This window comes from Sphingomonas sp., from assembly GCF_965227385.1.
Lineage (GTDB): Bacteria > Pseudomonadota > Alphaproteobacteria > Sphingomonadales > Sphingomonadaceae > Sphingomonas.
Map to the genome: position 1 here is coordinate 1501067 of NZ_OZ245750.1, position 20269 is coordinate 1521335.

21 protein-coding genes and 1 tRNA gene are annotated in these 20269 nt (G+C 62.0%); 9 read left to right on the forward strand and 13 right to left on the reverse strand.

Annotated features, from left to right (window positions below):
• The first annotated feature begins 71 nt into the window (after positions 1-71).
• Positions 72-734 (forward strand): TetR/AcrR family transcriptional regulator, encoded by a 663-nt coding sequence (locus ACO05N_RS07170; protein WP_422056476.1) that lies wholly within the window; start codon positions 72-74, stop codon positions 732-734.
• Between the two features lie 53 nt (positions 735-787).
• Here the strand turns inward: ACO05N_RS07170 and ACO05N_RS07175 are convergent, their stop codons facing one another.
• Entirely contained in the window at positions 788-1051 is a 264-nt protein-coding gene (locus tag ACO05N_RS07175) for a hypothetical protein (RefSeq protein WP_422056477.1), read from the reverse strand.
• A gap of 277 nt (positions 1052-1328) precedes the next feature.
• Here ACO05N_RS07175 and ACO05N_RS07180 point away from each other — a divergent pair, with 277 nt between their 5' ends.
• Positions 1329-3071 (forward strand): DUF6538 domain-containing protein, encoded by a 1743-nt coding sequence (locus ACO05N_RS07180; RefSeq protein WP_422056478.1) that lies wholly within the window; start codon positions 1329-1331, stop codon positions 3069-3071.
• A 44-nt stretch (positions 3072-3115) separates the two neighbouring features.
• Here the strand turns inward: ACO05N_RS07180 and ACO05N_RS07185 are convergent, their stop codons facing one another.
• Positions 3116-3367, reverse strand: coding sequence for a helix-turn-helix domain-containing protein (locus tag ACO05N_RS07185; RefSeq protein ID WP_422056479.1), 252 nt, complete (start codon positions 3365-3367; stop codon positions 3116-3118).
• A gap of 101 nt (positions 3368-3468) precedes the next feature.
• Between ACO05N_RS07185 and ACO05N_RS07190 the strand changes: the two genes are divergently transcribed.
• Complete coding sequence (locus ACO05N_RS07190; RefSeq protein WP_422056480.1) at positions 3469-3879, forward strand: hypothetical protein; 411 nt, start codon at positions 3469-3471, stop codon at positions 3877-3879.
• Positions 3880-4221: 342 nt separating this feature from the next.
• On the opposite strand, the gene ACO05N_RS07195 is transcribed toward ACO05N_RS07190, so the two are convergent.
• From ACO05N_RS07195 to ACO05N_RS07215, 5 genes are all read right to left on the reverse strand, one after another.
• Positions 4222-4395, reverse strand: a complete 174-nt coding sequence (locus tag ACO05N_RS07195) for a hypothetical protein (protein WP_422056481.1) — start codon at positions 4393-4395, stop codon at positions 4222-4224.
• Between the two features lie 6 nt (positions 4396-4401).
• Positions 4402-4965, reverse strand: a complete 564-nt coding sequence (locus tag ACO05N_RS07200) for a hypothetical protein (protein WP_422056482.1) — start codon at positions 4963-4965, stop codon at positions 4402-4404.
• A 41-nt stretch (positions 4966-5006) separates the two neighbouring features.
• Entirely contained in the window at positions 5007-5306 is a 300-nt protein-coding gene (locus tag ACO05N_RS07205; RefSeq protein ID WP_422056483.1) for a hypothetical protein, read from the reverse strand.
• Between the two features lie 2 nt (positions 5307-5308).
• A complete protein-coding gene (locus tag ACO05N_RS07210; protein ID WP_422056484.1) occupies positions 5309-5581 on the reverse strand; it encodes a hypothetical protein in 273 nt (90 codons plus the stop codon).
• 251 nt (positions 5582-5832) lie between these two features.
• Complete coding sequence (locus ACO05N_RS07215) at positions 5833-6375, reverse strand: recombinase family protein (protein ID WP_422056485.1); 543 nt, start codon at positions 6373-6375, stop codon at positions 5833-5835.
• 281 nt (positions 6376-6656) lie between these two features.
• Here ACO05N_RS07215 and ACO05N_RS07220 point away from each other — a divergent pair, with 281 nt between their 5' ends.
• The 4 genes from ACO05N_RS07220 to ACO05N_RS07235 are packed head-to-tail and all read left to right on the forward strand — an operon-like array spanning position 6657 to position 12254.
• Positions 6657-8210, forward strand: coding sequence for an HsdM family class I SAM-dependent methyltransferase (locus ACO05N_RS07220; protein WP_422056486.1), 1554 nt, complete (start codon positions 6657-6659; stop codon positions 8208-8210).
• On the forward strand, positions 8207-10423 hold the full coding sequence (locus ACO05N_RS07225; RefSeq protein ID WP_422056487.1) for a sensor histidine kinase: 2217 nt from the start codon (positions 8207-8209) through the stop codon (positions 10421-10423). The genes ACO05N_RS07220 and ACO05N_RS07225 overlap by 4 nt, the downstream gene beginning before the upstream one ends.
• A 3-nt stretch (positions 10424-10426) precedes the next feature.
• A complete protein-coding gene (locus tag ACO05N_RS07230; RefSeq protein WP_422056488.1) occupies positions 10427-11527 on the forward strand; it encodes a hypothetical protein in 1101 nt (366 codons plus the stop codon).
• Positions 11508-12254 carry a hypothetical protein gene (locus tag ACO05N_RS07235; RefSeq protein WP_422056489.1) on the forward strand — a complete coding sequence of 249 codons (747 nt, stop codon included), beginning with the start codon at positions 11508-11510 and terminating at the stop codon, positions 12252-12254. Before ACO05N_RS07230 ends, ACO05N_RS07235 begins: the two co-directional genes overlap by 20 nt.
• A 52-nt stretch (positions 12255-12306) precedes the next feature.
• Here the strand turns inward: ACO05N_RS07235 and ACO05N_RS07240 are convergent, their stop codons facing one another.
• The 6 genes from ACO05N_RS07240 to ACO05N_RS07265 form a co-directional block, all read right to left on the reverse strand.
• Positions 12307-12969 carry a hypothetical protein gene (locus tag ACO05N_RS07240; protein ID WP_422056490.1) on the reverse strand — a complete coding sequence of 221 codons (663 nt, stop codon included), beginning with the start codon at positions 12967-12969 and terminating at the stop codon, positions 12307-12309.
• 213 nt (positions 12970-13182) lie between these two features.
• Positions 13183-13257 (reverse strand) — tRNA-Glu (locus tag ACO05N_RS07245).
• Positions 13258-13309: 52 nt separating this feature from the next.
• A complete protein-coding gene (gene recJ, locus ACO05N_RS07250) occupies positions 13310-15064 on the reverse strand; it encodes a single-stranded-DNA-specific exonuclease RecJ (RefSeq protein ID WP_422056491.1) in 1755 nt (584 codons plus the stop codon).
• Positions 15065-15099: 35 nt separating this feature from the next.
• Complete coding sequence (locus ACO05N_RS07255; protein WP_422056492.1) at positions 15100-16386, reverse strand: MFS transporter; 1287 nt, start codon at positions 16384-16386, stop codon at positions 15100-15102.
• Positions 16383-17480 (reverse strand): nucleotidyltransferase family protein, encoded by a 1098-nt coding sequence (locus ACO05N_RS07260; RefSeq protein WP_422056493.1) that lies wholly within the window; start codon positions 17478-17480, stop codon positions 16383-16385. The genes ACO05N_RS07255 and ACO05N_RS07260 overlap by 4 nt, the downstream gene beginning before the upstream one ends.
• 150 nt (positions 17481-17630) lie before the next feature.
• Positions 17631-19079 carry a S41 family peptidase gene (locus ACO05N_RS07265; RefSeq protein WP_422056494.1) on the reverse strand — a complete coding sequence of 483 codons (1449 nt, stop codon included), beginning with the start codon at positions 19077-19079 and terminating at the stop codon, positions 17631-17633.
• Between the two features lie 223 nt (positions 19080-19302).
• Between ACO05N_RS07265 and rpsU the strand changes: the two genes are divergently transcribed.
• Both rpsU and ACO05N_RS07275 read left to right on the forward strand, forming a co-directional pair.
• Positions 19303-19509 (forward strand): 30S ribosomal protein S21, encoded by a 207-nt coding sequence (rpsU, locus tag ACO05N_RS07270; protein WP_010162663.1) that lies wholly within the window; start codon positions 19303-19305, stop codon positions 19507-19509.
• A 96-nt stretch (positions 19510-19605) separates the two neighbouring features.
• On the forward strand, positions 19606-20211 hold the full coding sequence (locus ACO05N_RS07275) for an FKBP-type peptidyl-prolyl cis-trans isomerase (protein ID WP_422056495.1): 606 nt from the start codon (positions 19606-19608) through the stop codon (positions 20209-20211).
• Positions 20212-20269: the final 58 nt, after the last annotated feature.

A 20269-nucleotide genomic window follows, 5' to 3' on the forward strand; every position in this document is an offset into this window, starting at 1 on the left:
CTGATTGTTTCAAGGGAATGCCGCGCGTCAACGCCTTCCGCAGGCTGTGCGAGTGTGCGATATCGCGAGCGATGAACAGTTCGTCCAAGAGTGCCGTTGCGCAGCCCCGTACAGCCCGGGTCCGCCGAAGCCAAGCCGAGCGCCGCGAGGAAACGAGCGGGCGCGCGATAGATGCCGCGATCACCTGCCTCTATCGCGATGGCTATTCCGCGACCACGACCATCTCGGTCGCCAAAGAGGCCGGAATCAGCCGCGGGGCGCTCCTCCACCATTTCCCGACCAAGGTGGACCTCATCCTTGCGGTAGCGCTCGAAGTCGTGCGCCGCTCACAGGAAAAGCGCCGCCGGATCATCATGGCTGAACCGCGCGGCCTGCCACGCTTCGCCGCGATCACCGACGCATCGTGGATCACGCAGCAGGATCCCGAAGCCATGACGCTGCTCGAAATCCTGATGGCATCGCGCGGCGATGCGGAGCTCGCACGCCGGCTCCCCGCAGTGGTCGAAACACTGGAGTCCTGGCAGTTTCAGGGTCTGATGGAGGTGGCCGAAGATATCGGCTTCAACGATCGGGCACAGCTTGAAGCGATGACGATGCTTCACCAGGCGGCGATGCGCGGCCTGTCGATCGAGCTGCTGTTCGCCAAGGACCGCCAACGGATCGATGCAGCGTTTGAACTGCTGCGATGGTACAAGCAGCTGTTTACCGAGCGCTTGCTCGACGCCATGCGGTAGCGGGCATTGCGGCGATCGGGTCGGGAAGGCCCAGACGGCGTCGTCCGCACGGTTCATCGGCTGCGGCAGCCACGCCAATCGGATGACAGACGGTGCCTACGGCAGCATCGCGCTCCGGCTCGATCCAGTTTGCCGAACAGATAGCGCGCGACCATTTCGCTGCGGTCGCTCTTGAGCGTGATCCACGACACATCGCCCTGGGGTTCCTCGCTCATGCCTAAGCCGAGATTGCGCGCGAAGCTGGCATAGCTGATGCGGATCGCCGCACCGACCGCGCCGTCGGGATCGGGGTGCAGGATCGCCGTACGATAGAGCACCCGAACTCTACGCTTCGGGCACCGGGCTGCGGAAGCAGGGCCGTACGGGCCGGGGGTCCGCGGAAGGGGGCGCCGTGACGTTCTTTTCACGTCGTTCTGCACACGACGGGCAAGAGAATCGTAAAACAGCCATCTCAGGCGATTATGCCTGGATGGTGACCCCTACGGGAAACTCTTACCACTTTCAGTGGCACGAGGATCCGCGTTACCCATTGATAACGCGATGACAATCGTTCGGTAGTGTGTGACATGCCTGTGATACATTGAGCGAGTCTACATGCGTCCCAAGTCATTCCGACACGCCTCCCTGCGGGGCGGGGTCTATCAGTATCAGCGCCGAGTGCCAAAGGCCGTCCTCGATCAGCCAGAGGCGCATCAGCGCCTCTTCGGCGGCCAGAAAATCTACCGCAAGTCGTTGGGAACCGGAGTCTATGCCGAAGCTCTGACGAGGGCTGCGGCTGTAGAAATCGAGTTCGACGGATTGGTCGCAGCTGCAAATGGTCGGGCTCCCGCAATTCAAGCGGTGCCGGCGCGGCCGAAGCGGCCATTCGACGCGGCAGGTCTGGCAGAGACGTCGCGACGGGTGCGCGACCGTCTGGTGCGTGACTGGCGTCAAGAGATTGTGAATGCTGATGTGAACCCCGAGGCCGCCGACTACCTCGACTGGCGTATTGAAAATGTGATTGCGGCCCAGAGCGAGCTTGACCGCTCGAGGGCGTGGGGGAGTCAGTTCAGTGTCCACGAGCGGGCGCGACATTTGAATGTCGACCTTGGCTTTTGCGTGGACGAGAAGTCGCAAGAGTTCGCAGAGCTCGTTCGCGCGGTCTCGGACGGCTTGGTGCAAGCGCGGGCCGATGTGCAGACGATGCTTGAGGGCAAATCGCTGCCCGACGCGCCGACGTCCACCTTGATCAGCATGTTCAGCAGCCAGGTGGCCGATCAATCCAAGGCGAAGCGCTTTAGCGAGGTGGTTCGGGAGCAGGTCAGGGTTTCGAACTTCGCGCCAAAGACATTGCAGAGTGCTGGACGTGCTCAACGACTCTTCATCGCAGTCATCGGCGATAAGCCTGTCGACATGGTTACTCGGCAGGACGTGTTTGCATTCATTGACGCGGTGGCAACTCAGGAGGTGGGCAAGGCAAAGGGGGCCGCTCGCGCTATCAGCCGCGGAACTGTCCAGAGCTACCTAACCAAAATCTCGTCGCCGCTCGCATTTGCGATCGGGCGCGGTTGGCGGGATGGGCCAAACCCTGCGGCTGACATTGACCTTGCGAACTGGGTCGGAGAGGCTGACAGGTCGCTTGTTCCAGAGAAGCGCCGCTTTGAGATCGCCGAGTTGAATGCGCTGTTTCAGCATCCATGGTTCGCAGGATGTGCTTCACCGGAGCAGAGCTACGTTCCCGGAACGCACCTGCTCGACGACATGCGATACTGGGCGCCGGTGCTGGCACTCTTCACCGGCGCGCGCGCTGCGGAACTGGGCGGGCTGAAGCTGGCAGAGATCACGCTGACCGGCACTCCGCACATTCTGGTCCAGCCCAACGAATACAGGCGCACGAAGAGCGGCAAGTCGCGGATTGTGCCAATACTCGATGAGTTGATCGCGCTCGGCTTCGATCGATATGTGCACCGTGTCACCGCGAGCGGGAGCGACAGGCTTTTTCCCGACTGGGAATGTCCGCGTGAGCACAGCGCGAATGAGGAGGCTGAGTTGTCGCGGTGGGCAAACAGCAAGTGGATCCGTGCGTTTAACAGGACGGTGGTGCCCAGTGTGATTGATCGTGGCACCAAGGCGACCCGCAGTGCTGTGACCTTTCACAGCTTCAGAGGGGCGTTTAAGAAGCTGCTGATTGATAGCGGTGACCGAACAAAGGCGAACGCCATCGTGGGGCACGTCCAAGACGAGTTGGATCGGCGGTATCTCGGGCACTACAACGCTGACGAGCTCCACGCTGAGTTCCACAAGGCCCGGTTCCGCGGATTAATCTTGCCGGGGCGTGCAGCTGCTAAGGCGGGGTGATCTGCTCAACAACGCAATGTCGGAGCCTCTCCGCGACCATCGCGTCAAGTCGCCTTCACCCATTCAGCCCTGTCCGTCTCCCCGTCTTCGACCGGCCGCAGGAGTTCCAAGGGCTCGACGCCTAGAGGGCTTCCCAGCTCATGCAGCGTCAGGACCGTTGGGTTGCGATGGCCGCGCTCCAGGCCGCTGATATACTGTTGCGACATCCCTGTTTGCTCCGCAGCCTGCTCCTGCGTGAGACCGCGCATCGTCCGCAGCTTGCGAAAATTGAGACCAACGAGCAGGCGGACGTCCATCCGCAGACAGTGACGGAGCGCTGAGCTCTTGATTATCAACTATAATATGTATTTCTCACGGTTCTGTCGGCAGCACGCCGGGGGATTCTGGGAGATCACATTTGTTTCAGGCAGTAGTAGCAGCGTCCATCATCATAGCGCCCGGACCGGTCGCATCGTTCGGTCAGAACGGTAGCCAGCCTCAAGATGCGCACGACCGCGCGTTCGTCGCTTGGCAGATCAAGACACTCCGAGACCCCGACAGCGCCAACTGGCGGCGGATCAAGCAACCCTTTGCGACGACCGTCACTCTCAAGCGCGGCCTCCTGGGCAAGAAGGAATGGTCGGGTGAGCTGGCGTGCTACACGTTGAATGGCAAAAACGCCTATGGCGCCTACGTCGGCTACACGCCGCATGCCGTCCTGATCACCAGTCAGGGCGAAGTCCATGTCTGGGAAGGCATGTCGCCATCAGAGGATCAGTCCACATACCGAAGCTGGGGGCAGCAGATCATCGACAACTATTGTCGGTAAGCGCCTCTGAGATCAAAGATGGGTTCGCCGCGCCGGTGGATGGCTAAGACCCTCAGTGCGCGGCGAATCGCCTCCACCCGGATGCGACCGGTCGGAAAATCGTAGGACTTCTCTCTTTCCTGTGGGACCGCGCAGCGCCCTAGTATGGCATCGCAGCCGTATCCCGGCGCATCTTTGGCATCGTCCCATTCGGTCGTTACCGCACCGAGCTTCGCGGCGACGCCCCGGAATTTTCCAGCGCGAGTTCGATACCCGCGACGATCTCGGCGGCGACCCCGTCGGGGAGCGGCAGGCTGTCGGGGTCGGTGGCGCACGCATCTTTCAGCCAGAAGCTATCGACGTTCAGCTTGTCGCGCTTTGCAAGGCATGGCGGAACCGCTCGCTCTCGACGCGCTCGTGGCGCTGGTGCTTGGTCCCATAGGCTTGGACGAAGTCGTCGACGTTCCTGCGCTTGAGCGGGCGCTCGCGCAGCGTGAAGCACCGGTTGGTGCAAAAGTCGAGAACGCTGCCACGCATTTGGAGTCAGAGCCGGGGCAGGCGCTTCCCGAACTCGGCTAGGCGCCCCTGCCGATCCGCTTCGACCAAGGCGCCGATGAACTTGCCAACACCCGCGACGTGGCGGGCGAAAGCGTCCAAGCGGCGCTCCTCGTCCGCCCATTGCTGCATCCGCCGCGCATGTTGACGCGCATCGATCTCGGCGTTGAGGCGCAGGAGATGCTCATGGATCAGACGACCTTCGACCGCGTCGGCGGCCTTGAGGAAGCGATAGACGACATGGCGACCGACGCCGAGGTGGCGCGCGATCTGGGCGCCGTTCATGAGGCCGTTCTCGAAGAAGTCGAGCGCCTCCTCGCGCTGGCTTTCGGTGAGGGTGGTTTGGGCTGCTGCGCCGGGGGTATTGTGCATCGCATATGATAGCATTTTTCCGGCGTGCCGACGACGCGCAATGTGCCCGCCGCCGACCTCGACGTGGTTGGATCGACAACTGACCCTCAACTTCTCCGGTCGCGATTTTTCTTGGTTTTCTGCGGATCTCGGGCAGCGCCGGTGAATAACAGTTTTCACTGGCAGGCTGATCGACAACATGTGTTGCCCGATCGACCCGTCTGCGGTCTCCGCTGTTCCGATCAGACTGGAGGCTCCGGCGGCGCGATCCCGATAGCAACATACTCGATCGGGAGGATCGTCCAGCCATCGACCGAGCTATAGACGCCGATGCCCTCAACGCACCGCTCACATCCTTCGCGTTCGTGCCACTTACGACCGAACCGCAGCCAGCTTTCGAGTTCGGATCCCAACCAGCCTTTGGGCATCAGCCAGAAGCGCCCGTCGATGGCTTTCCATATCTCCGCTGCGCGCCATTCGTCGGCGGCGAAGATCGCGGCTTGATAGTCCTCGTCGTCGCGGAAGAAGTTGAACACATGCATGCTCAGCCCTCTGGCATGGCGAGCGGCGTTACCGTCCAGCCCTGAGCGGGATCATAGGTCGCCACGCCGGTGATACCCTTTGCCAGCACCTCGTCGACATGCGCCCGGTTGAGCCCCTGCCAGCGCCGGTTGCGCTTGAGCACCTCGAACTCGTCGGGATGCTTGCCATACGTGGCCAGGTGCCAGTCGATGAACACATCCGCAGCCGAGTCATAGTCTTTCGCGCAAGCCGTGATGGTCGCGCCGTCTCCGGCGATGATCTTGAACATGTGCATTGATGACCTCGTCTCTCGTTGTTGACGTGGTCAGCATTGAAGATTGCGCTGTGGGATGCGGGTGGCTTCTGAATGGTTGCGGTGGCGTAGGTCTTTGCCATGAACCGCCTTGCCTCGTCTTGATGCAATGCTCGGAGCCAGCAACGCTACCAAACCTCACCTCGGTTCCGGTGCGCTAGGCTGGAGTAGGAGCCGACGCCGCGGTCGATGACTGCTTGATGCAGCCAGCTGAGAGCGTGCGGAGCGCGTTACTACCCAGCCAATGCTCTATACACGCTGGCGCGACCAATCCCGAGGCGCTTGGCGATCTCACTGCCCCCTAGACCTTCGTCACGCAGCGCTCGCACCGCGGAGGTGTCGACGGTGGGTTTGCGACCCTTGTAGATGCCAGCCGCTTTGGCGCGATCGATGCCTTCACGCTGGCGCTCGCGGCGAATGTCAGCCTCGAACTCGGCGATCGACGCGAGCACGCCGAGGAGCAGCTTTCCCGTTGAACTGGTAGTGTCCATGCCTCTCTGTTGCAGGCATTGGAACGAGACCTGCTTCGCAGTCAGCTGCTTGACGATGCTGTGCAGATCCCCGGCAGATCGAGCGAGGCGGTCAAGTCGCGTCACGACCAGGATGTCTCCTTCGCGCACGAATGACAGCGCGTCCGCTAGAGCATCCCTACCAGAGGTGCTGGTTCCGCTTCGCTTCTCCGAGAAAACCTTGTCGCACCCAGCTGCGGTCAGCGCTTCCAGCTGAACCTCAAGCGACTGACCGACTGAACTAACTCGCGCATAACCGACCAACATGACGAACTCTGTCTCAATAGCTTCCAGATCATGATCTCATGATGTCCCAAAAGTTTGAAGTCAACTCTATTGAGACATTCACGGTCGAGTGGTCGCAGTCTCTTCTTGGTGTCTCGCTGGCGTATACCCTTGGGAGGCAATCTTTGGATAATACCTCCTTGGGCTGCAGACCCTAATTGAGGGCGCTTCGCCCGCATGGTGAATCGCCAGGATTGCCTCGCGCTGCATATCACTGATATGCCCTCCGAGCACCTCGCGGCATACCGAGAATAGGGGAATTAATGAGTTCGCTGGTCCGACCGTCAACGAAGGATCTCGGAGCCTATTACACCCCGGATGCGATTGCCGACGTCTTGGCCGCGTGGGTGGTGCAGACTGGTCGAGAACGACTTCTCGAACCGAGCATTGGGAATGGCGCATTACTGCGGGCTTCGCTCGCTGCTGGCCAAAAGAATCTCACTGGAGCGAAGCACTTGCGCTTCGTTGGCTGCGATCTCGATAATGACGCGATTTCTGGTGTGCGAGATTGGTTACCAGATGAGCACACGCTCTTGCTCGGCGACTTTCTCGACTTCGACCCATCCAACCTCGGCAGTTTTGATGGTGTAATTTCGAACCCGCCCTTTACCCGTAATCATGCGCTCCCCAAGGTGCGACGAGACGAGCTTCGCCGGCGCTTTGCGATAAAAGGGGCAGCGGGCCTTTGGGTAGCATTTCTCCTCCACTCGATCCGATTTTTGGCAAACGGAGGGCGGTTGGCGGCGGTCGTTCCTGCGGCGTCGATTTTCACAACCTACGGCCGCGATGCCATAGATCGGATTTGTGGGCAGTTCTCGTATGTCGAGATCAGGAAGATCGTCGATAAGCCTTTATGGTCCAGTCACGCCGAGGAACGCGGTGTGATTGTGCTTGCGAAAGGGTATCGCTGGGGTTCGTGCCAGCGCCCTGAAACATCACGATGGCTTGCCTCTGGTGACCGGGTAGCGGACGTCTACCATAGCAACCCAGCCTGCTTTCGAGATGCGCTCGAGGAGTCAGTGCCGCTCGGCTCCCTAGCTACATTGTCGATCGGTGCCGTGACAGGCGCGAACAAGACATTTCTCTTGACGGAAGAGGAACGTGTTGCGGCTGAAATTGCGACTGAAGATTTGCGACTTGTAGCTGCAAGAAGCCGCCACATAACGGGCCTCCAGATTTCCACGGATCAGCTTCGTGACCTTGCCTTGGCAGGGGAGAAGACATGGCTTCTCACGCCGCGAGACATTTCCAAAGAGCGCGCCGGCGTCCGTGCTAGGCTTGCCACGATCCCGGCAGAGAAACGTCGGACAGTGGTGTGGCTGAACAAGCGGTCGCCATGGTGGGCAGTCGATATAGGCAGCGGCTGCGATGCGATTTTCACTTACATGAATGATCGCGGTCCGCGTATCGTTCTCGCTGACGAAGGCGTGCTATGCACGAATACACTTCATCAGATGCGGTTTGGGCCGAAGACGACTCTGACCCAAAGGATGATCGTGTCGCTCAGTATGATTTCGAGTTTTGGTCAGTTGGCGGCTGAGCGCGTTGGGCGTGCTTATGGCGGTGGCCTGCTGAAATTCGAGCTTACAGATGCGCGACGGCTTCCCGTCCTCGTGGGCGCTCGGAGCGGGACAAAGAGCGCATTTGCTCGGGCAAACGCAGCTATGGAAGCAGGCGACGCTGAGCTTGCGCGGAATATTGCGGACGCTCATCTGCTGCCCTCAGTATTCGGAGTGTCTTGGAAAAATGCAGCGGCACAGATGATGGTCGAAGCACTTCAAATGCGATCTGCGCGGCGTGTCGGTGGCGGCGCATGAGTGAAAAGCTGCGCTTCACCACTGACGCGGGGCTGATCGATCGGCTCGGTCGCGAACTGGTGGGTCGTCAGGAAACCGCGCTGATTGAGCTGGTGAAGAACAGCTTTGACGCAGATGCGTGGGAGGTGAAGGTAACGCTGGAAACAGATGCTATCGTCATTGCAGATAACGGCACAGGGATGACACGCGAAGAGCTGATCGCTGGTTTCCTCCGCTTGGCGAGCACGTTGAAGGTAAAGGAGCCTCGATCTCGCATATTCAATCGCCAACGCGCAGGACGTAAGGGCATCGGTCGCTTTGCTACCCAACGGCTTGGGAAGGCACTGCGGTTGAGCACTTGGATCAATGATGATGATCCGGGCCTCGAGCTCGTCGTGGACTGGCGGAAATTCGAGAGCGGTCGAGACCTTAACGAAGTCCCGGTCTATCTCGGCGAAGAGCCACCTTCCAAGATGGGCACCGTCATTCGGATCGAAGATCTTCGTGATGAATGGTCGGACTCACAAATACGACGCTGCTGGCGAGGCTTGTTGGCGTTACAACAACCGTTCCCTGTCGCACCTGTAGAACGGCGACCCGGCAATGACCCAGGTTTTAATGTCACGTTCTTGCGGGACGGGGGATTGTTCGACGATCCTCAACTGGTTGTGGATTTCCAAAGTGAAATTCTGGATCATCATCACGCGCTGATTGAGTTTAGGGTCAGCGAGGAAGGTGTGGCCGAGTGGCGCCTGTCCCAAAATAGGTTTGGACCGGATCGTGGATGGTCGCGTATTCATCACGACCATCGAGATAGTGCAGACCCACCGCCATACGCGTCGCTGCGTGATGTCGCGATGAAGACCCACTACTTCATATTAGCGCCGGATCTCCTGCCTAGCCTGATATACTCCCGCGTGCGCGATGCGTTGCGCGAAGAGGGGGGCGTGCGGCTTTATCGTAATGGCTTTCGCGTTGTTCCATACGGCGAGCCAGGAAACGATTGGCTGCGCTTAGACCAGATATACTCTCAGCGCGGCGTCGTTCTGGCTCCAATAGCCAATCGCAATTTCTTCGGGGTTATTGAGGTTCAAGACCCTGAAGGAAGGCAATTTGAAGAACATACCTCTCGTGAAGGTCTGATTGAGACCAACTCGTTCCGAGAGTTGACCGGCTTGGCTACCGCGGTTCTGGTGACTGCAGTCAATCGCATTTCGGAAGATCGAGGCAGGAAGACAAGCGCCGGAGGATCAACGCAGCAGAAGGCGACCGACACGCTAGATAGGCTTCGTAACGTTGCCCGCGCTACGAAGGCCGCTGAGGAAGCTCGCGACAGCGAAAACGATGCTTCAAAGGCAACGCAGGGCCCGGACGCAGCGCGCGAAGGAAACGAGTCGAGCGGTGGAGAGGAAGGCAACGCCTCAAACCTGATCGAAGAGTCGATCGCTCTCATTGAAAAGCAACGCGCCGAACTCGCGGATGAGGCCGCCTTGCTCAGGCTGCTCGCCACCTTGGGTCTGACGACATCGGAGTTCAGTCATGAAACGGGCATGACATTTGAAGCCGTTCGGATGGACTTTCAGTCAGTGTTCGAGGCAGCGCTCGCCGCGAGGGCGGGCGATGATGAGTTTGCCGGCCAAGCAGAGCGCGCAAATGCCATGCTTTCGCGCCTCGATGCGTTAACCGCCTACCTAAATGAACTAGCCTCCGCCCGCTCGGTTCGGGAATTGTCTCCGGTGAGCGTCAGCAAGGCCATTGGTGAATTTGAAATTGGCGTGAAGAAGCTCGCTGAAAAGGCGGGTATCGATCTAACAATCGACACGCCGGAATATGATCCCTTATACACAAGGCCGATGCATGCCGCCGAGGTGTCATCGGTGCTTCTGAATTTCTTTTCAAATTCACTGAAAGCTCTTCGTCGCACCGAAGGTGCTAGATGCATTCATGTTGCGGCTGGCCGGGGCGTGGGGGGGCAGATTCTCATCCGCTTCAATGATACAGGTGACGGTATTCCGGTCGAGAGTCGCGAAAAGGTGTTTGACCTTTTCTTTACTACTCGGATCGCGGCGCCTGCAGATGCGAGTAATGCTGAGCAGTTTTCCGGGACTGGCCTTGGGCTATGGATCGTGCATCAAATAGTCTCGAAGGCTGGGGGTGACGCGGAAGTAGGTGAACCAGACGTGGGGTTCACGACCTGTCTTGAGGTCCGGTTGCCCGCTGAGGAAGAGGACTAGGTTATGCCAAAGTGGCTACTCGTTGACGACAGCCCGGACGAGGCCAAGGCATTTTCCGCTGGGCTCTCGAGCGGCGACAGGATCGCTGTCGAATACATCAGTGCAGCCGATGCTTGTGCAGCGTTGGGTGAGGCAAACTTTAGCGCTGCCGGTGTTCTTATGGACGTAGATCTCTCCAATGAACTCGGTCGCCAGCAGACGGGACCGGGAATGTCCCAAGACATTCGGGTGGCGCAACACAAGCAGACGATCCCGTCCTTCCCAGTCGTTCGTTTCTCGCTCCGCGATAAGATTATTGAGAATATTGGGCGGGACTCCAGTTCTGACGATATTTTTGATCTCAAAATAGAGAAGGATGGGCTGAGCAACGAGACCCTACGGGAAGCAGCGCGACATAAGCTCATTGGCGTCCAGCAGGTCTATGAGATTCTCGAGCAGAGCCACGCGGACCTTCTTTCCATCGTTGGTCTTTCAGCAGACGCATGGACGCGATGGGGTAGTTCGTCTTTCCAATCCGACTTCGAGCTCGGCGACCGAACCTACCTTCGGGCAGGCCCACTAGTTCGCATGCTTGTCCATCCCGGTCTTCTCATCGACGAGGCATTTCTCGCTTTTCGCCTCGGAATTGATCGCGACGAGTCTGCGGGCTGGAGCGACCTTATCGAAGCCTTGGCTGAATATGCATATCGCGGCGCGGCTGGCGGTTGCTTCGTCAGGTGGTGGGCGCGTGGCATTGAGGAATGGTGGCAGGACAAGCTTGGATCTGACGCGCCGCTCGCTGGGTGCGACATATCGCGTCGCGTCGAGACGCTGAGCCAAACCTTCGGAAATCTGGTGGCGCTCAACATGCCCAAGGGCAGTCTCGGTGCGCGACCGTGGCGTTACTGCCTCTTGACCAAAGAACAGCGTGACGAAGTTATTCCGGTCGATCCGGCAAGGGCGATTAAAGTGCGGCCGCGGAGCCCGATGCCATCTTGGCTCGACCCCCTTTATGCATCTCTTGGCGTAGCCTTGCAGAATAGAGATGACCCGAGGTTGGACAAGGACGACATGAAGAGGTTGCAACTATATGCCCGGAGCAGCGATGCCGCCGGCGCTGCCTGAAGAGCTCGAGCGGCTGGCGGCAGCTCTCCAGCAAGATTCTGCCACAGCCGAGACTGCGGCCTCTATCTTCACAAATAGCGGTCGCTTCCGCAGTGATTGGGCAAGTCGCCATCAACTCCGAGCAGATTCGCTCTCATTGCCGATCCCTCGGAACCAAGGACTTCATCCAACGGGTTGCGACCTGCAATCAGCAAATCTTGCCTTTCAATTTGAATGGCGTGAGGGTCACTCTGTGCCTTGGCGCGCCGAATATCAGGTCCGCGTCGAAGGCGTTCTCGACGCAGACAACGCGCTCTTTGAGTTGCAAGATCACTGGCGGCTCGACACCGACATGTATGGGCCCGATCGCCGGCAGCACGAGGACCCTCCGGCTACTGCCTCGAGAGAGCCGCACCCTCTCTTTCACTTTCAGCGCGGTGGGCATGCGCAGACAGCATTCGCCGCGGCTGAATTTCTACCCGGAGCACCATGCACGATACAAGGAGTTTGGAGGGGCTTAATGCAGAGCCCTGGTCCCAGAATTCCAGTGCTGCCGCTCGATCCAATCTTGGCGATCGATTTCTGTCTCAGCCAGAATGATGGCGTCATCTGGCGCAGGCTTCACAATATCCCCGAATACTACACTGTCGTGGAGGATGCCCAGGAAAGGCTGTGGCGGCCCTTCTTCAACAGCTTGCAAGATGCAGCGTTTCGTCGAGCATGGTTCGGCCCCTCACTTTTGATCTAACATCCAGACTGAAGCGCACGACCTCGCCCGTCCTCATTCTGGCGAGATGCTCTCATCCCACCGACACCGAATTTCGCCCGGTGATCTCGTGCCAGAAGTCGCGGGTAGCATCGACGATTGAGCGCGACATCGTCAAGCGCCTCTCGAACAGTCGCGGATCAGCCTTGCGCACGCTCTTCAGCAGGTAGTTTACATACCTGGGGCCTGATCGCGTGAACAACGCGCCGTGCCTAGCTCGATGGGTGACCGGCCGTCCACGTTGGCCCTGACCCGCAGCACGCATCGCAGCATCGACGATGCGCTCGCCGTCCTCACCAGGGTCGATAAGCGCTGCGCCATGGATATGTAGTCTCGTTGGAGCCTTCGTCAGCATGCTCCAGCCTTCCACGACGAAGAAGTGTTCTAAGTCCGGTCGGATGCTGGCCAGTTCTTTGCGCAAGCGATCACGGACCTGCGCCCTCACGTCGCGTCCCTCGCTCACCCATTTTGATTCGAGGCCAGGGTGGATGTGTATTGAGAAGGTCTGGAGGACCCACTCGTCCATGAGCATAATCGCGAGCTGAACCTTGAGCCAAAGCGTCAGATCGTTCCAGTGGGGCATCGCACGCCCATTGTCTTGCTTGCGTTTGGGGAACGGGGCGAGGACTTTGTTGAACTTCGCCTTCGGTCCAGTAGTTCCCATATAGACTGATAGCGGCTCAACTGGGACCTGCATGCTGCCATGCCAGCCCAAGCCTCGGGCGCGCAAACGCCGCAGAACTCTGTAGATTTCGACGTCCCTCCGCAGCTTCCGCGCGTTGCGTCTGCGAGGCGGCAAAGTTCTACTTTTTCGACGAGATGTCATTTGAAGCCGGGCCAAAATACCTGTGATACACAGCTGTGATACAATGGCGTCGAACAAATCACTAAACCATTGAAATTCAATGGTTGGTGACCCCTACGGGAATCGAACCCGTGTTTCAGCCGTGAAAGGGCCGCGTCCTAACCGCTAGACGAAGGGGCCGTGAAGGCGAGGGGGCCGGTTAGGCAAAGCGCGGCCCGCGGTCAAGGGGTTTTCAGTCGGCCCAAGCGGCATCGTCGAGATGAATTTCTGCGGCAGGGCGCGGGCCCCAGTCGTCGATCTTCGCGCGGCCGGCGATCCACAGGCGGCGGTCGCGCGGGGCGCCGAGTAGGGCGAGGCCGAGCGGGGTGTCGGCGGCGCGGAAGGCCATCGCCTTGATGCTGCGCCCGTCATCGCCCGCGACGATCGCGCGGACATGGCCGTTGCCGACCACGTCGCACTTGATGAGGCGCACGGGGCCGGCGACGACGCGCGGCGCGGGCCAGCCCATGCCATAGGGACCGCCCGCCTCCATCGCCTCGACCAGCTGCGGATTGACCCCGCCGGGCGCGAGCACTGCGTCGAGCAGCAGCGCGCGCGATTCGGAGGCGCGCTCGACCGCTTCGGCCAGCTTGGCGTTGAGGAAGGCGATGAAGGAGGGGATGTGATCCTCCGCGACGGTCACGCCCGCCGCCATCGCATGGCCGCCGCCCGCGATTAGCAGGCCCGCTTCCTTCGCCGCGATGATCGCCGCGCCGAGATCGACGCCGGAGATCGAGCGGCCCGAACCCTTGCCGATGCCGTCCTCTCCGATCGCGATGACGATGGCCGGACGGCTGTGCTTTTCCTTGAGTCGTCCGGCGACGATGCCGATCACGCCGGGGTGCCAGCCGCGCGCGGCGACGACAGCGACCGCGCCGTCGCAGTCCATCGCTTCGGCGGATTGCTGGACCTCCGCCTCGATCGCGCGGCGTTCCTCGTTCAGCCGGTCGAGCTCCTGCGCGATGCCGCGCGCCTCGTCCATATCCTCGGTCGTGAGCAGGCGGACGCCGAGGTCCGACTTGCCGACGCGACCGCCGGCATTGATGCGCGGGCCGAGCGCAAAGCCGAGATCGGTGCAGGTCGGGGCGCGGGTCAGGCGGCTCGCCTCGATCAGCGCGTTCATGCCGATGTTGCGGCGCTGGGCCATGACTTTGAGCCCCTGCGCGACAAAGGCGCGGTTAAGGCCCTTGAGCTGCGCGACGTCGGCGACGGTTCCCAGCGCGACCAGATCAAGCAGGTCGAGCAGACGCGGTTCGGTGCGGCTGGCGAAGAAGCCACGCGCGCGGAGCACGCGGACCAGCGCGGCGCCGAGCAGCCAGGCGACCCCGACGGCGGCAAGGTGGCCGTGCGCGCGTCCTTCATCCTCGTCGAGGCGGTTGGGGTTGACCAGTGCGAGTGCGACCGGGAGGTCGGAGGCGCATTTATGGTGGTCGACGACGATCACCTCGGCGCCGACCTCCTTGGCCTCGGCCAGCGCGTCATAGGCCATCGCGCCGCAATCGACCGTGACGATCAGGTCGGCGCCGTCGCGCTTCAGCCGCACCAGCGCCTCGCCCGAGGGGCCATAGCCCTCCATCAGCCGGTCGGGGATATAGGCTTTGGGATCGAGGCCGAGATCGCGCAGCAGGCGGATCAGCAACGCAGCAGACGTCGCGCCGTCGACGTCGTAATCGCCGAACACCGTGACCTGCTCACCGCGCTGCACCGCATCGGCGAGCCGTTCGGCGGCGCGGTCCATGTCCCGGAAGATCGAGGGGTCGGGCATGAAGGCGCGGATGCTAGGGTTGCGATGCGCCTCCAGCTCCTCACGCGGGCAGCCGCGGGTGAGCAGCAGCTGGGTAACGAGATCGTCGGGAGCGAAGGAGGGGTCGCGCGCATCCGCCGCCAATCCCCGCCAGCGCCATGCCTGGCCGAGGATCGAACTATGGACATTGAGCACGGGAGTCATCGGGGGGCTGTAGCGTGGTTTGGCAGTGGAGGGAATCAATCCTCCAGGATCTTCGAATGCACTCGCGTGTCGCGCATCAGCAGATAGGTGACCAGCGACACGCCGATCATCGCGGTGACATACCAGTAGAAGCCGCGCTCCATCCCCTGATCCTTGAACCACAGCGCCACATAGGGCGCGGTGCCGCCGAAGACCGCGTTGGCCAGCGCGTAAGGCAGAGCGACGCCGAGCGTGCGGATATGCGCGGGGAACAGCTCCGCCTTCACCACCGCGTTGATCGATGTGTAGCCGGTGACGATCACCAGCGCGCCGGACATGATGAGGAAGGCGGCGAGCGGCGTCTGCACGCTCTCCAGCGTGGTGAAGATCGGCCAGGTGAAGACGACGCCGAGCACCCCGAAGCCGACCATCAGCGGCTTGCGCCCGATCCGGTCGGATAGCGCCCCGGCGAGCGGCTGGAGACACATGAACACGAACAGGGCCGCGGCGCTGATCTGGGTCGAGACCTGCTTGGTGAAGGCGCCGGTACCGCTGAGGAAGGTGAGCAGGTAGACGGAGTAGGCGTAGAAGGCGAGCGTGCCGCCGGCGGTGAGCAGCATCACCAGAGCCGCTTCGCGCGGGTGGCGCAGGAACAGGCCGCCGAAGCTGGATTTGTCCTCCGCCGCCGTGCTGCGGTTGGCGAAGCTCTGCGTCTCGGGCAAGTTGCGGCGGAGCCAGAACACGCCGACCGCCAGCGCGCCGCCGATGAAGAAGGGAATGCGCCAGCCCCACTCCGCGAGATCGGTGTCGGCCATTGCCGCCTGCAACGCGAGCAGCACGGCAAGCGCGACGAGGTGGCCGGAGATCAGCGTCACATATTGGAAGCTGGAATAGAAACCGCGCCGCTCCCGGCCCGCCATTTCGGACAGATAGGTCGCGCTCGCGCCATATTCGCCGCCGACCGACAGCCCCTGCATCAGCCGCGCGACCACCAGCGATACCGTCGCCCATGTGCCAATACTGTCATAGCTCGGCGTCACCGCGATCAGCATCGACCCGCCGCACATCAGCGTGACCGAGAGCGTGAGGCCAGCCTTGCGCCCGCGGCGGTCGCCGTAAATGCCCATCAGCCACGCGCCAATCGGGCGCATGAAGAAGCCGACCGCAAAGATCGCCCAGACATTGAGTGCCTGTGCCAGCGGATCGCCCTTGGGGAAGAAATGCGGGGCGAGATAGGAGCTGAACGCGGCATAGGCGTACCAGTCATACCATTCGACCAGATTGCCCGCCGATCCGCCGAAGATCGACTTGAGCCGCTGCCGGGAGCCGCGCGCCGCGCTCATCGCTGGAATGCCTGAGCGAGCTTGCGTCGCGCGAAGCGGCCGGCCAGGCCAAGCGGGGCGGTCCAGGGCCGCCACCAGGGGGCGTCGGGGGTGTAGGATGAAGCCTCGGCAAGCATCAGGCGCAACTCCTCACGGCGATAGGCGAAATCCGGCATGAAGCGCAATTTGTCGAGATAGACGACGAGGCTGCGGTCCCAGTCGACCTCACGCAATGTTGCGCGATGCGGCGCGGTCAGGTCGCGCAGCCCCGCCGCCATGAGGCGATGCGCCTGACGCGAGAGCATGGGAGGCGGAGGCACCGCGGAGTCGCCGAACAGAACGGCGGCAAGCGCAAGTGCGCTGTCGTATATGTCCTGCGCGCGAAGGCGCATCGCACAGGCGCGCGCGGCGGCGCGTTGCGCATCGCTGCTGCACCACGTCAGCGCGGCGAAATCGGCGATCCACTTCAGCCGGTGCCAGTTGGTGTTCGCGCCATGGACGGCAAGATAGACAAGCTGTTCGGGGCGGGCGAGCGTGGGCAGCGACTGGCCCGTGCCCACCGCCACGGATTCGGGCGGCGAACCCAGCCCGAGCGCGGGAACGAGCGCACGATTGATGAACAGGCGGGTGTGAAGTTCGACCGTCACCCTGTCGGCCGGATCACGCCAGTGGCTATCCTTGCGCACATGGTCGAGCGAACCCGGGGCGGTGCGGTCCTGTCCGTCCATCGACACATAGCCCATTGCCCGCATCGCCGCGAATGCATCGGTGCGCGCGTCGGGATCGATCAGCAGGTCGATGTCATGGGACGGTTTGACCGCGACATTGCCATAAGCGAGCATCGCCAGCGCCGGACCCTTGATCGTGATCCAGTCGATGCCGCGCGCGTCCAGCGCGGCACCGATGCGGCACAGTTCGACGGTCTGGGCCATGGCGAGCATGCCGTCCCGGCGCGCGATCGCGCTGCTGCGCGCGGCAACGGCGTCCGGCACGCCCGGTGTGCCACGCATGGCCGCTGCGACCAAAGGCATGACGCGGTGTTGGGCCGCATCGACGAACACTGTGTCCCAGTCCGTGATGCGCGCTGCTGCGGCGGCGATGGCAGCGCGTCGCACGGCATGGTCGGGCCAGCGGCATGCCGCAGCGATAAAGGCGAAAGCGCCCGTTGCGTTACGCTCAGGCTGCCATTGGTGCACCCTTGATCCCCCGTATTGCGGTGCGTCCCGGCCCCCGCCTGCGCATTCTGCTGTCAGACCGGTCTGGCGTCAGAACGATCCCGGCACCTCACGCTGCGCCGTGCTCGGACGGTCCGGGCTCAGCAGGTCCAGTCGGCTCGACTGGATCGGCGTCCGATCCGCCGACAGCGTGGCCGCAGCACCGATCGGGGTGCAGGCGCGACCGCCCAGGAAATTCAGCGCGGCCCGGACCGATGCTTCCTGCGGATCGCCCAGCGGCCGGCTGAGATCGTCGCTGGCCTGGCACGTGGCCCCCATGAACCCGGCCAGCCCGTTGTAATAGGCGCCCTGTCGCGCGCTGTTCTCCGTCGCGAACGCGATCACGCGCAGGCGGTCGTCGCACGCGCTGCGATCGATCGCGATCTGCCCGACCGGCTTGCCATAGGTGTTGGTGCCGACCAGCGCAGCGCGGTTGCCGAGATAGGGGATGAAGGTGTTCATCACCAACTCGCTCGCCGATGCGCTGCCGCCGGTACCGATGAACGCGATTCGCGTCGGTGCGATCGATTCGGGCTGGGGACTGAAGAAGGTCGTTTCGTTGTTCGCCGACTTGGATGCCCGGAACGTCGTATAATTCGCCACCTGGCTGGTCGTCTTGTCGCGGGCGAGCAGATTGTTGATCAGCGTGGCGATCGAGACGAGCCCGCCGCCATTGTAGCGCAGGTCGATGATGACCTCGGTCACGCCCTGCGCCCGGAAATCGGCGAAGGCGGCGCGCAACGGCGCTTCTGCGGTGTTGATGAAGGTGCGCAGGTTGACATAGCCAACCTTCTTGCCCCCGTCATCGAGCACCCGGGCGCCATAGCGCGCCGACACCGGGTTTAGCGTGTAATCCGCCTTGGTGATCGTCGCCACCTGCTCGGAGCCGCCCGCAGGGCGGAAGCGGAATGCGCGGGTGTTGCCGTCCAGCACGGCGTTGAGCCCGGCCGTGCCCTCGGCCGCGACGATATCGCTGACGGTCCGCAAGGATGCCGTGGTCGCCCCGATCGCCAGAATCTCCGTGCCGCGATCGATCCCCGCGGACAGCGCCGGGGTGTTTTCGAACGACTCGGCGATGAAGAGCCGCCGTGCCGACGAATCGAACGACAGGCGAAAGCCGAATCCGGCATTGGATCCGGAGTTGTAATAGGCATTCTCTTCGGCGATCGACGTGATGTAGGTGAAATACCGGTCCTTGTTCTGCGCGCGCGCGGTGGCGGTGAGCGCATCGATATAATCCTGCACCGTGGTGTAGGGTGTCGCGCTGAGGTTCGTAGGCAGCGTCTCGGGGAAGAGATACCATTCGTTGAGCTGCTGGGCGACCCAGGACTGGCGAGCGCTCAGCGAACAGGTGCCAGTCGGTGTGGGCGTCGATCCACCGCCGCCGCTGCTGATCGATCCGCTGCTCCCGCCGCCGCCGCCGCCACAGGCAGACAGCAGGGCAAGGGTGGCGACGGCCGCCGTAAGGCGTTGCGAATGAAACGAAAACCTGGACATCATGGGGAGAGATTATCGTAATCGCGTGCGCGCGTCATGCGGTAAATGTGGCGCGTTTGCCGCACTCCGTCAGGATTGCGGGGCGGAATCGTGCTGCGATCGTCGAAACCGCCGCATCGCCTTGTCTTTCCGCCCGCCCTTTGCTAGGGGCGCGTCCCAACGCCCGGGGCAGGTGCTTCGGCGATCCCTGTTCTGTTGAATTCGAATCTGGAGTTGAGACGGCTTTATGCAAATCATCGTTCGCGACAATAACGTCGACCAGGCGCTGCGGGCGCTCAAGAAGAAGCTGCAGCGTGAGGGCGTCTACCGCGAGATGAAGCTGCGCCGTCACTACGAGAAGCCGAGCGAAAAGCGCGCCCGCGAGCGTGCTGCTGCGGTCCGTCGTGCGCGCAAGCTCGAGCGCAAGCGCATGGAGCGCGACGGCGCCCGTTAAGGCCCGATTCGCTGTCGGCGCGCCGTGCGTGCCGACAGCGTGACGTTTGTGATCGTTCGCCGCGCCGCGGGCCGGCCATTTCAGGATAGCTGAGCCATGTCGTCCGTCACCGCCGTGCCGATCACACCGACCAAGCGCAGCGCGCTTGTCTGGCTGTGGCTCGGCATCATCGTTGCGATCGCGGGCGCGGTGGCGTTGGCGTGGGTCGGGACCGAGAAGGTCGTGACTGAACGTGCCGACAATGCGAGCTTCCTGGCCCGCAACAAGACGCAGACCGGCGTGACCGAGACTGCGTCGGGGCTGCAAATCCAGACGATCACCGAAGGAACCGGCGCTAGCCCGACGGACAGCGACGTTGCGCTGGTCAATTACAAGGGCACGCTGCGCAACGGCGAAACGTTCGATGCCAGCCAGCAGCCGACCCCGCTGCCGGTTGCGGGCATGATCCCCGGCTTCACCGAAGCGCTCAAGCTGATGAAGAAGGGCGGCAAGTACCGCATCTGGATCAAACCCGAACTGGGCTATGGCAGCGAGCCGAAGACCGATCCGCGCAGCGGGCGTGAGGTGATCCCGGCAGATTCGCTGCTGATCTTTGAGGTCGAGCTGCTCGAATTCCTGCCGATGAGCGTCTATCAGCAGATGATGCAGCAGCAGATGGGCGGCGCGCCGGGCGGAGCGGCTCCGCCACCGCCGGGCAACTGATCCGCGCATCCGTGTAAGCGCATGAAAAAGGGCGAGGCCGCTGGCCTCGCCTTTTTTG

What these genes read in the sequence shown, in the direction of transcription:
- ACO05N_RS07200 (WP_422056482.1), bottom strand. Translation starts at nt 4,965, where the DNA reads ATGTTGTCGATCAGCCTGCCAGTGAAAACTGTTATTCACCGGCGCTGC.
- ACO05N_RS07265 (WP_422056494.1), bottom strand. Translation starts at nt 19,079, where the DNA reads ATGATGTCCAGGTTTTCGTTTCATTCGCAACGCCTTACGGCGGCCGTC.
- rpsU (WP_010162663.1), top strand. Translation starts at nt 19,303, where the DNA reads ATGCAAATCATCGTTCGCGACAATAACGTCGACCAGGCGCTGCGGGCG.
- ACO05N_RS07220 (WP_422056486.1), top strand. Translation starts at nt 6,657, where the DNA reads ATGAGTTCGCTGGTCCGACCGTCAACGAAGGATCTCGGAGCCTATTAC.
- ACO05N_RS07230 (WP_422056488.1), top strand. Translation starts at nt 10,427, where the DNA reads ATGCCAAAGTGGCTACTCGTTGACGACAGCCCGGACGAGGCCAAGGCA.
- ACO05N_RS07180 (WP_422056478.1), top strand. Translation starts at nt 1,329, where the DNA reads ATGCGTCCCAAGTCATTCCGACACGCCTCCCTGCGGGGCGGGGTCTAT.
- ACO05N_RS07205 (WP_422056483.1), bottom strand. Translation starts at nt 5,306, where the DNA reads ATGCATGTGTTCAACTTCTTCCGCGACGACGAGGACTATCAAGCCGCG.
- ACO05N_RS07210 (WP_422056484.1), bottom strand. Translation starts at nt 5,581, where the DNA reads ATGCACATGTTCAAGATCATCGCCGGAGACGGCGCGACCATCACGGCT.
- ACO05N_RS07185 (WP_422056479.1), bottom strand. Translation starts at nt 3,367, where the DNA reads ATGGACGTCCGCCTGCTCGTTGGTCTCAATTTTCGCAAGCTGCGGACG.
- ACO05N_RS07195 (WP_422056481.1), bottom strand. Translation starts at nt 4,395, where the DNA reads ATGCGTGGCAGCGTTCTCGACTTTTGCACCAACCGGTGCTTCACGCTG.
- ACO05N_RS07240 (WP_422056490.1), bottom strand. Translation starts at nt 12,969, where the DNA reads ATGCAGGTCCCAGTTGAGCCGCTATCAGTCTATATGGGAACTACTGGA.
- recJ (WP_422056491.1), bottom strand. Translation starts at nt 15,064, where the DNA reads ATGACTCCCGTGCTCAATGTCCATAGTTCGATCCTCGGCCAGGCATGG.
- ACO05N_RS07170 (WP_422056476.1), top strand. Translation starts at nt 72, where the DNA reads ATGAACAGTTCGTCCAAGAGTGCCGTTGCGCAGCCCCGTACAGCCCGG.
- ACO05N_RS07215 (WP_422056485.1), bottom strand. Translation starts at nt 6,375, where the DNA reads ATGTTGGTCGGTTATGCGCGAGTTAGTTCAGTCGGTCAGTCGCTTGAG.
- ACO05N_RS07255 (WP_422056492.1), bottom strand. Translation starts at nt 16,386, where the DNA reads ATGAGCGCGGCGCGCGGCTCCCGGCAGCGGCTCAAGTCGATCTTCGGC.
- ACO05N_RS07275 (WP_422056495.1), top strand. Translation starts at nt 19,606, where the DNA reads ATGTCGTCCGTCACCGCCGTGCCGATCACACCGACCAAGCGCAGCGCG.
- ACO05N_RS07235 (WP_422056489.1), top strand. Translation starts at nt 11,508, where the DNA reads ATGCCGCCGGCGCTGCCTGAAGAGCTCGAGCGGCTGGCGGCAGCTCTC.
- ACO05N_RS07225 (WP_422056487.1), top strand. Translation starts at nt 8,207, where the DNA reads ATGAGTGAAAAGCTGCGCTTCACCACTGACGCGGGGCTGATCGATCGG.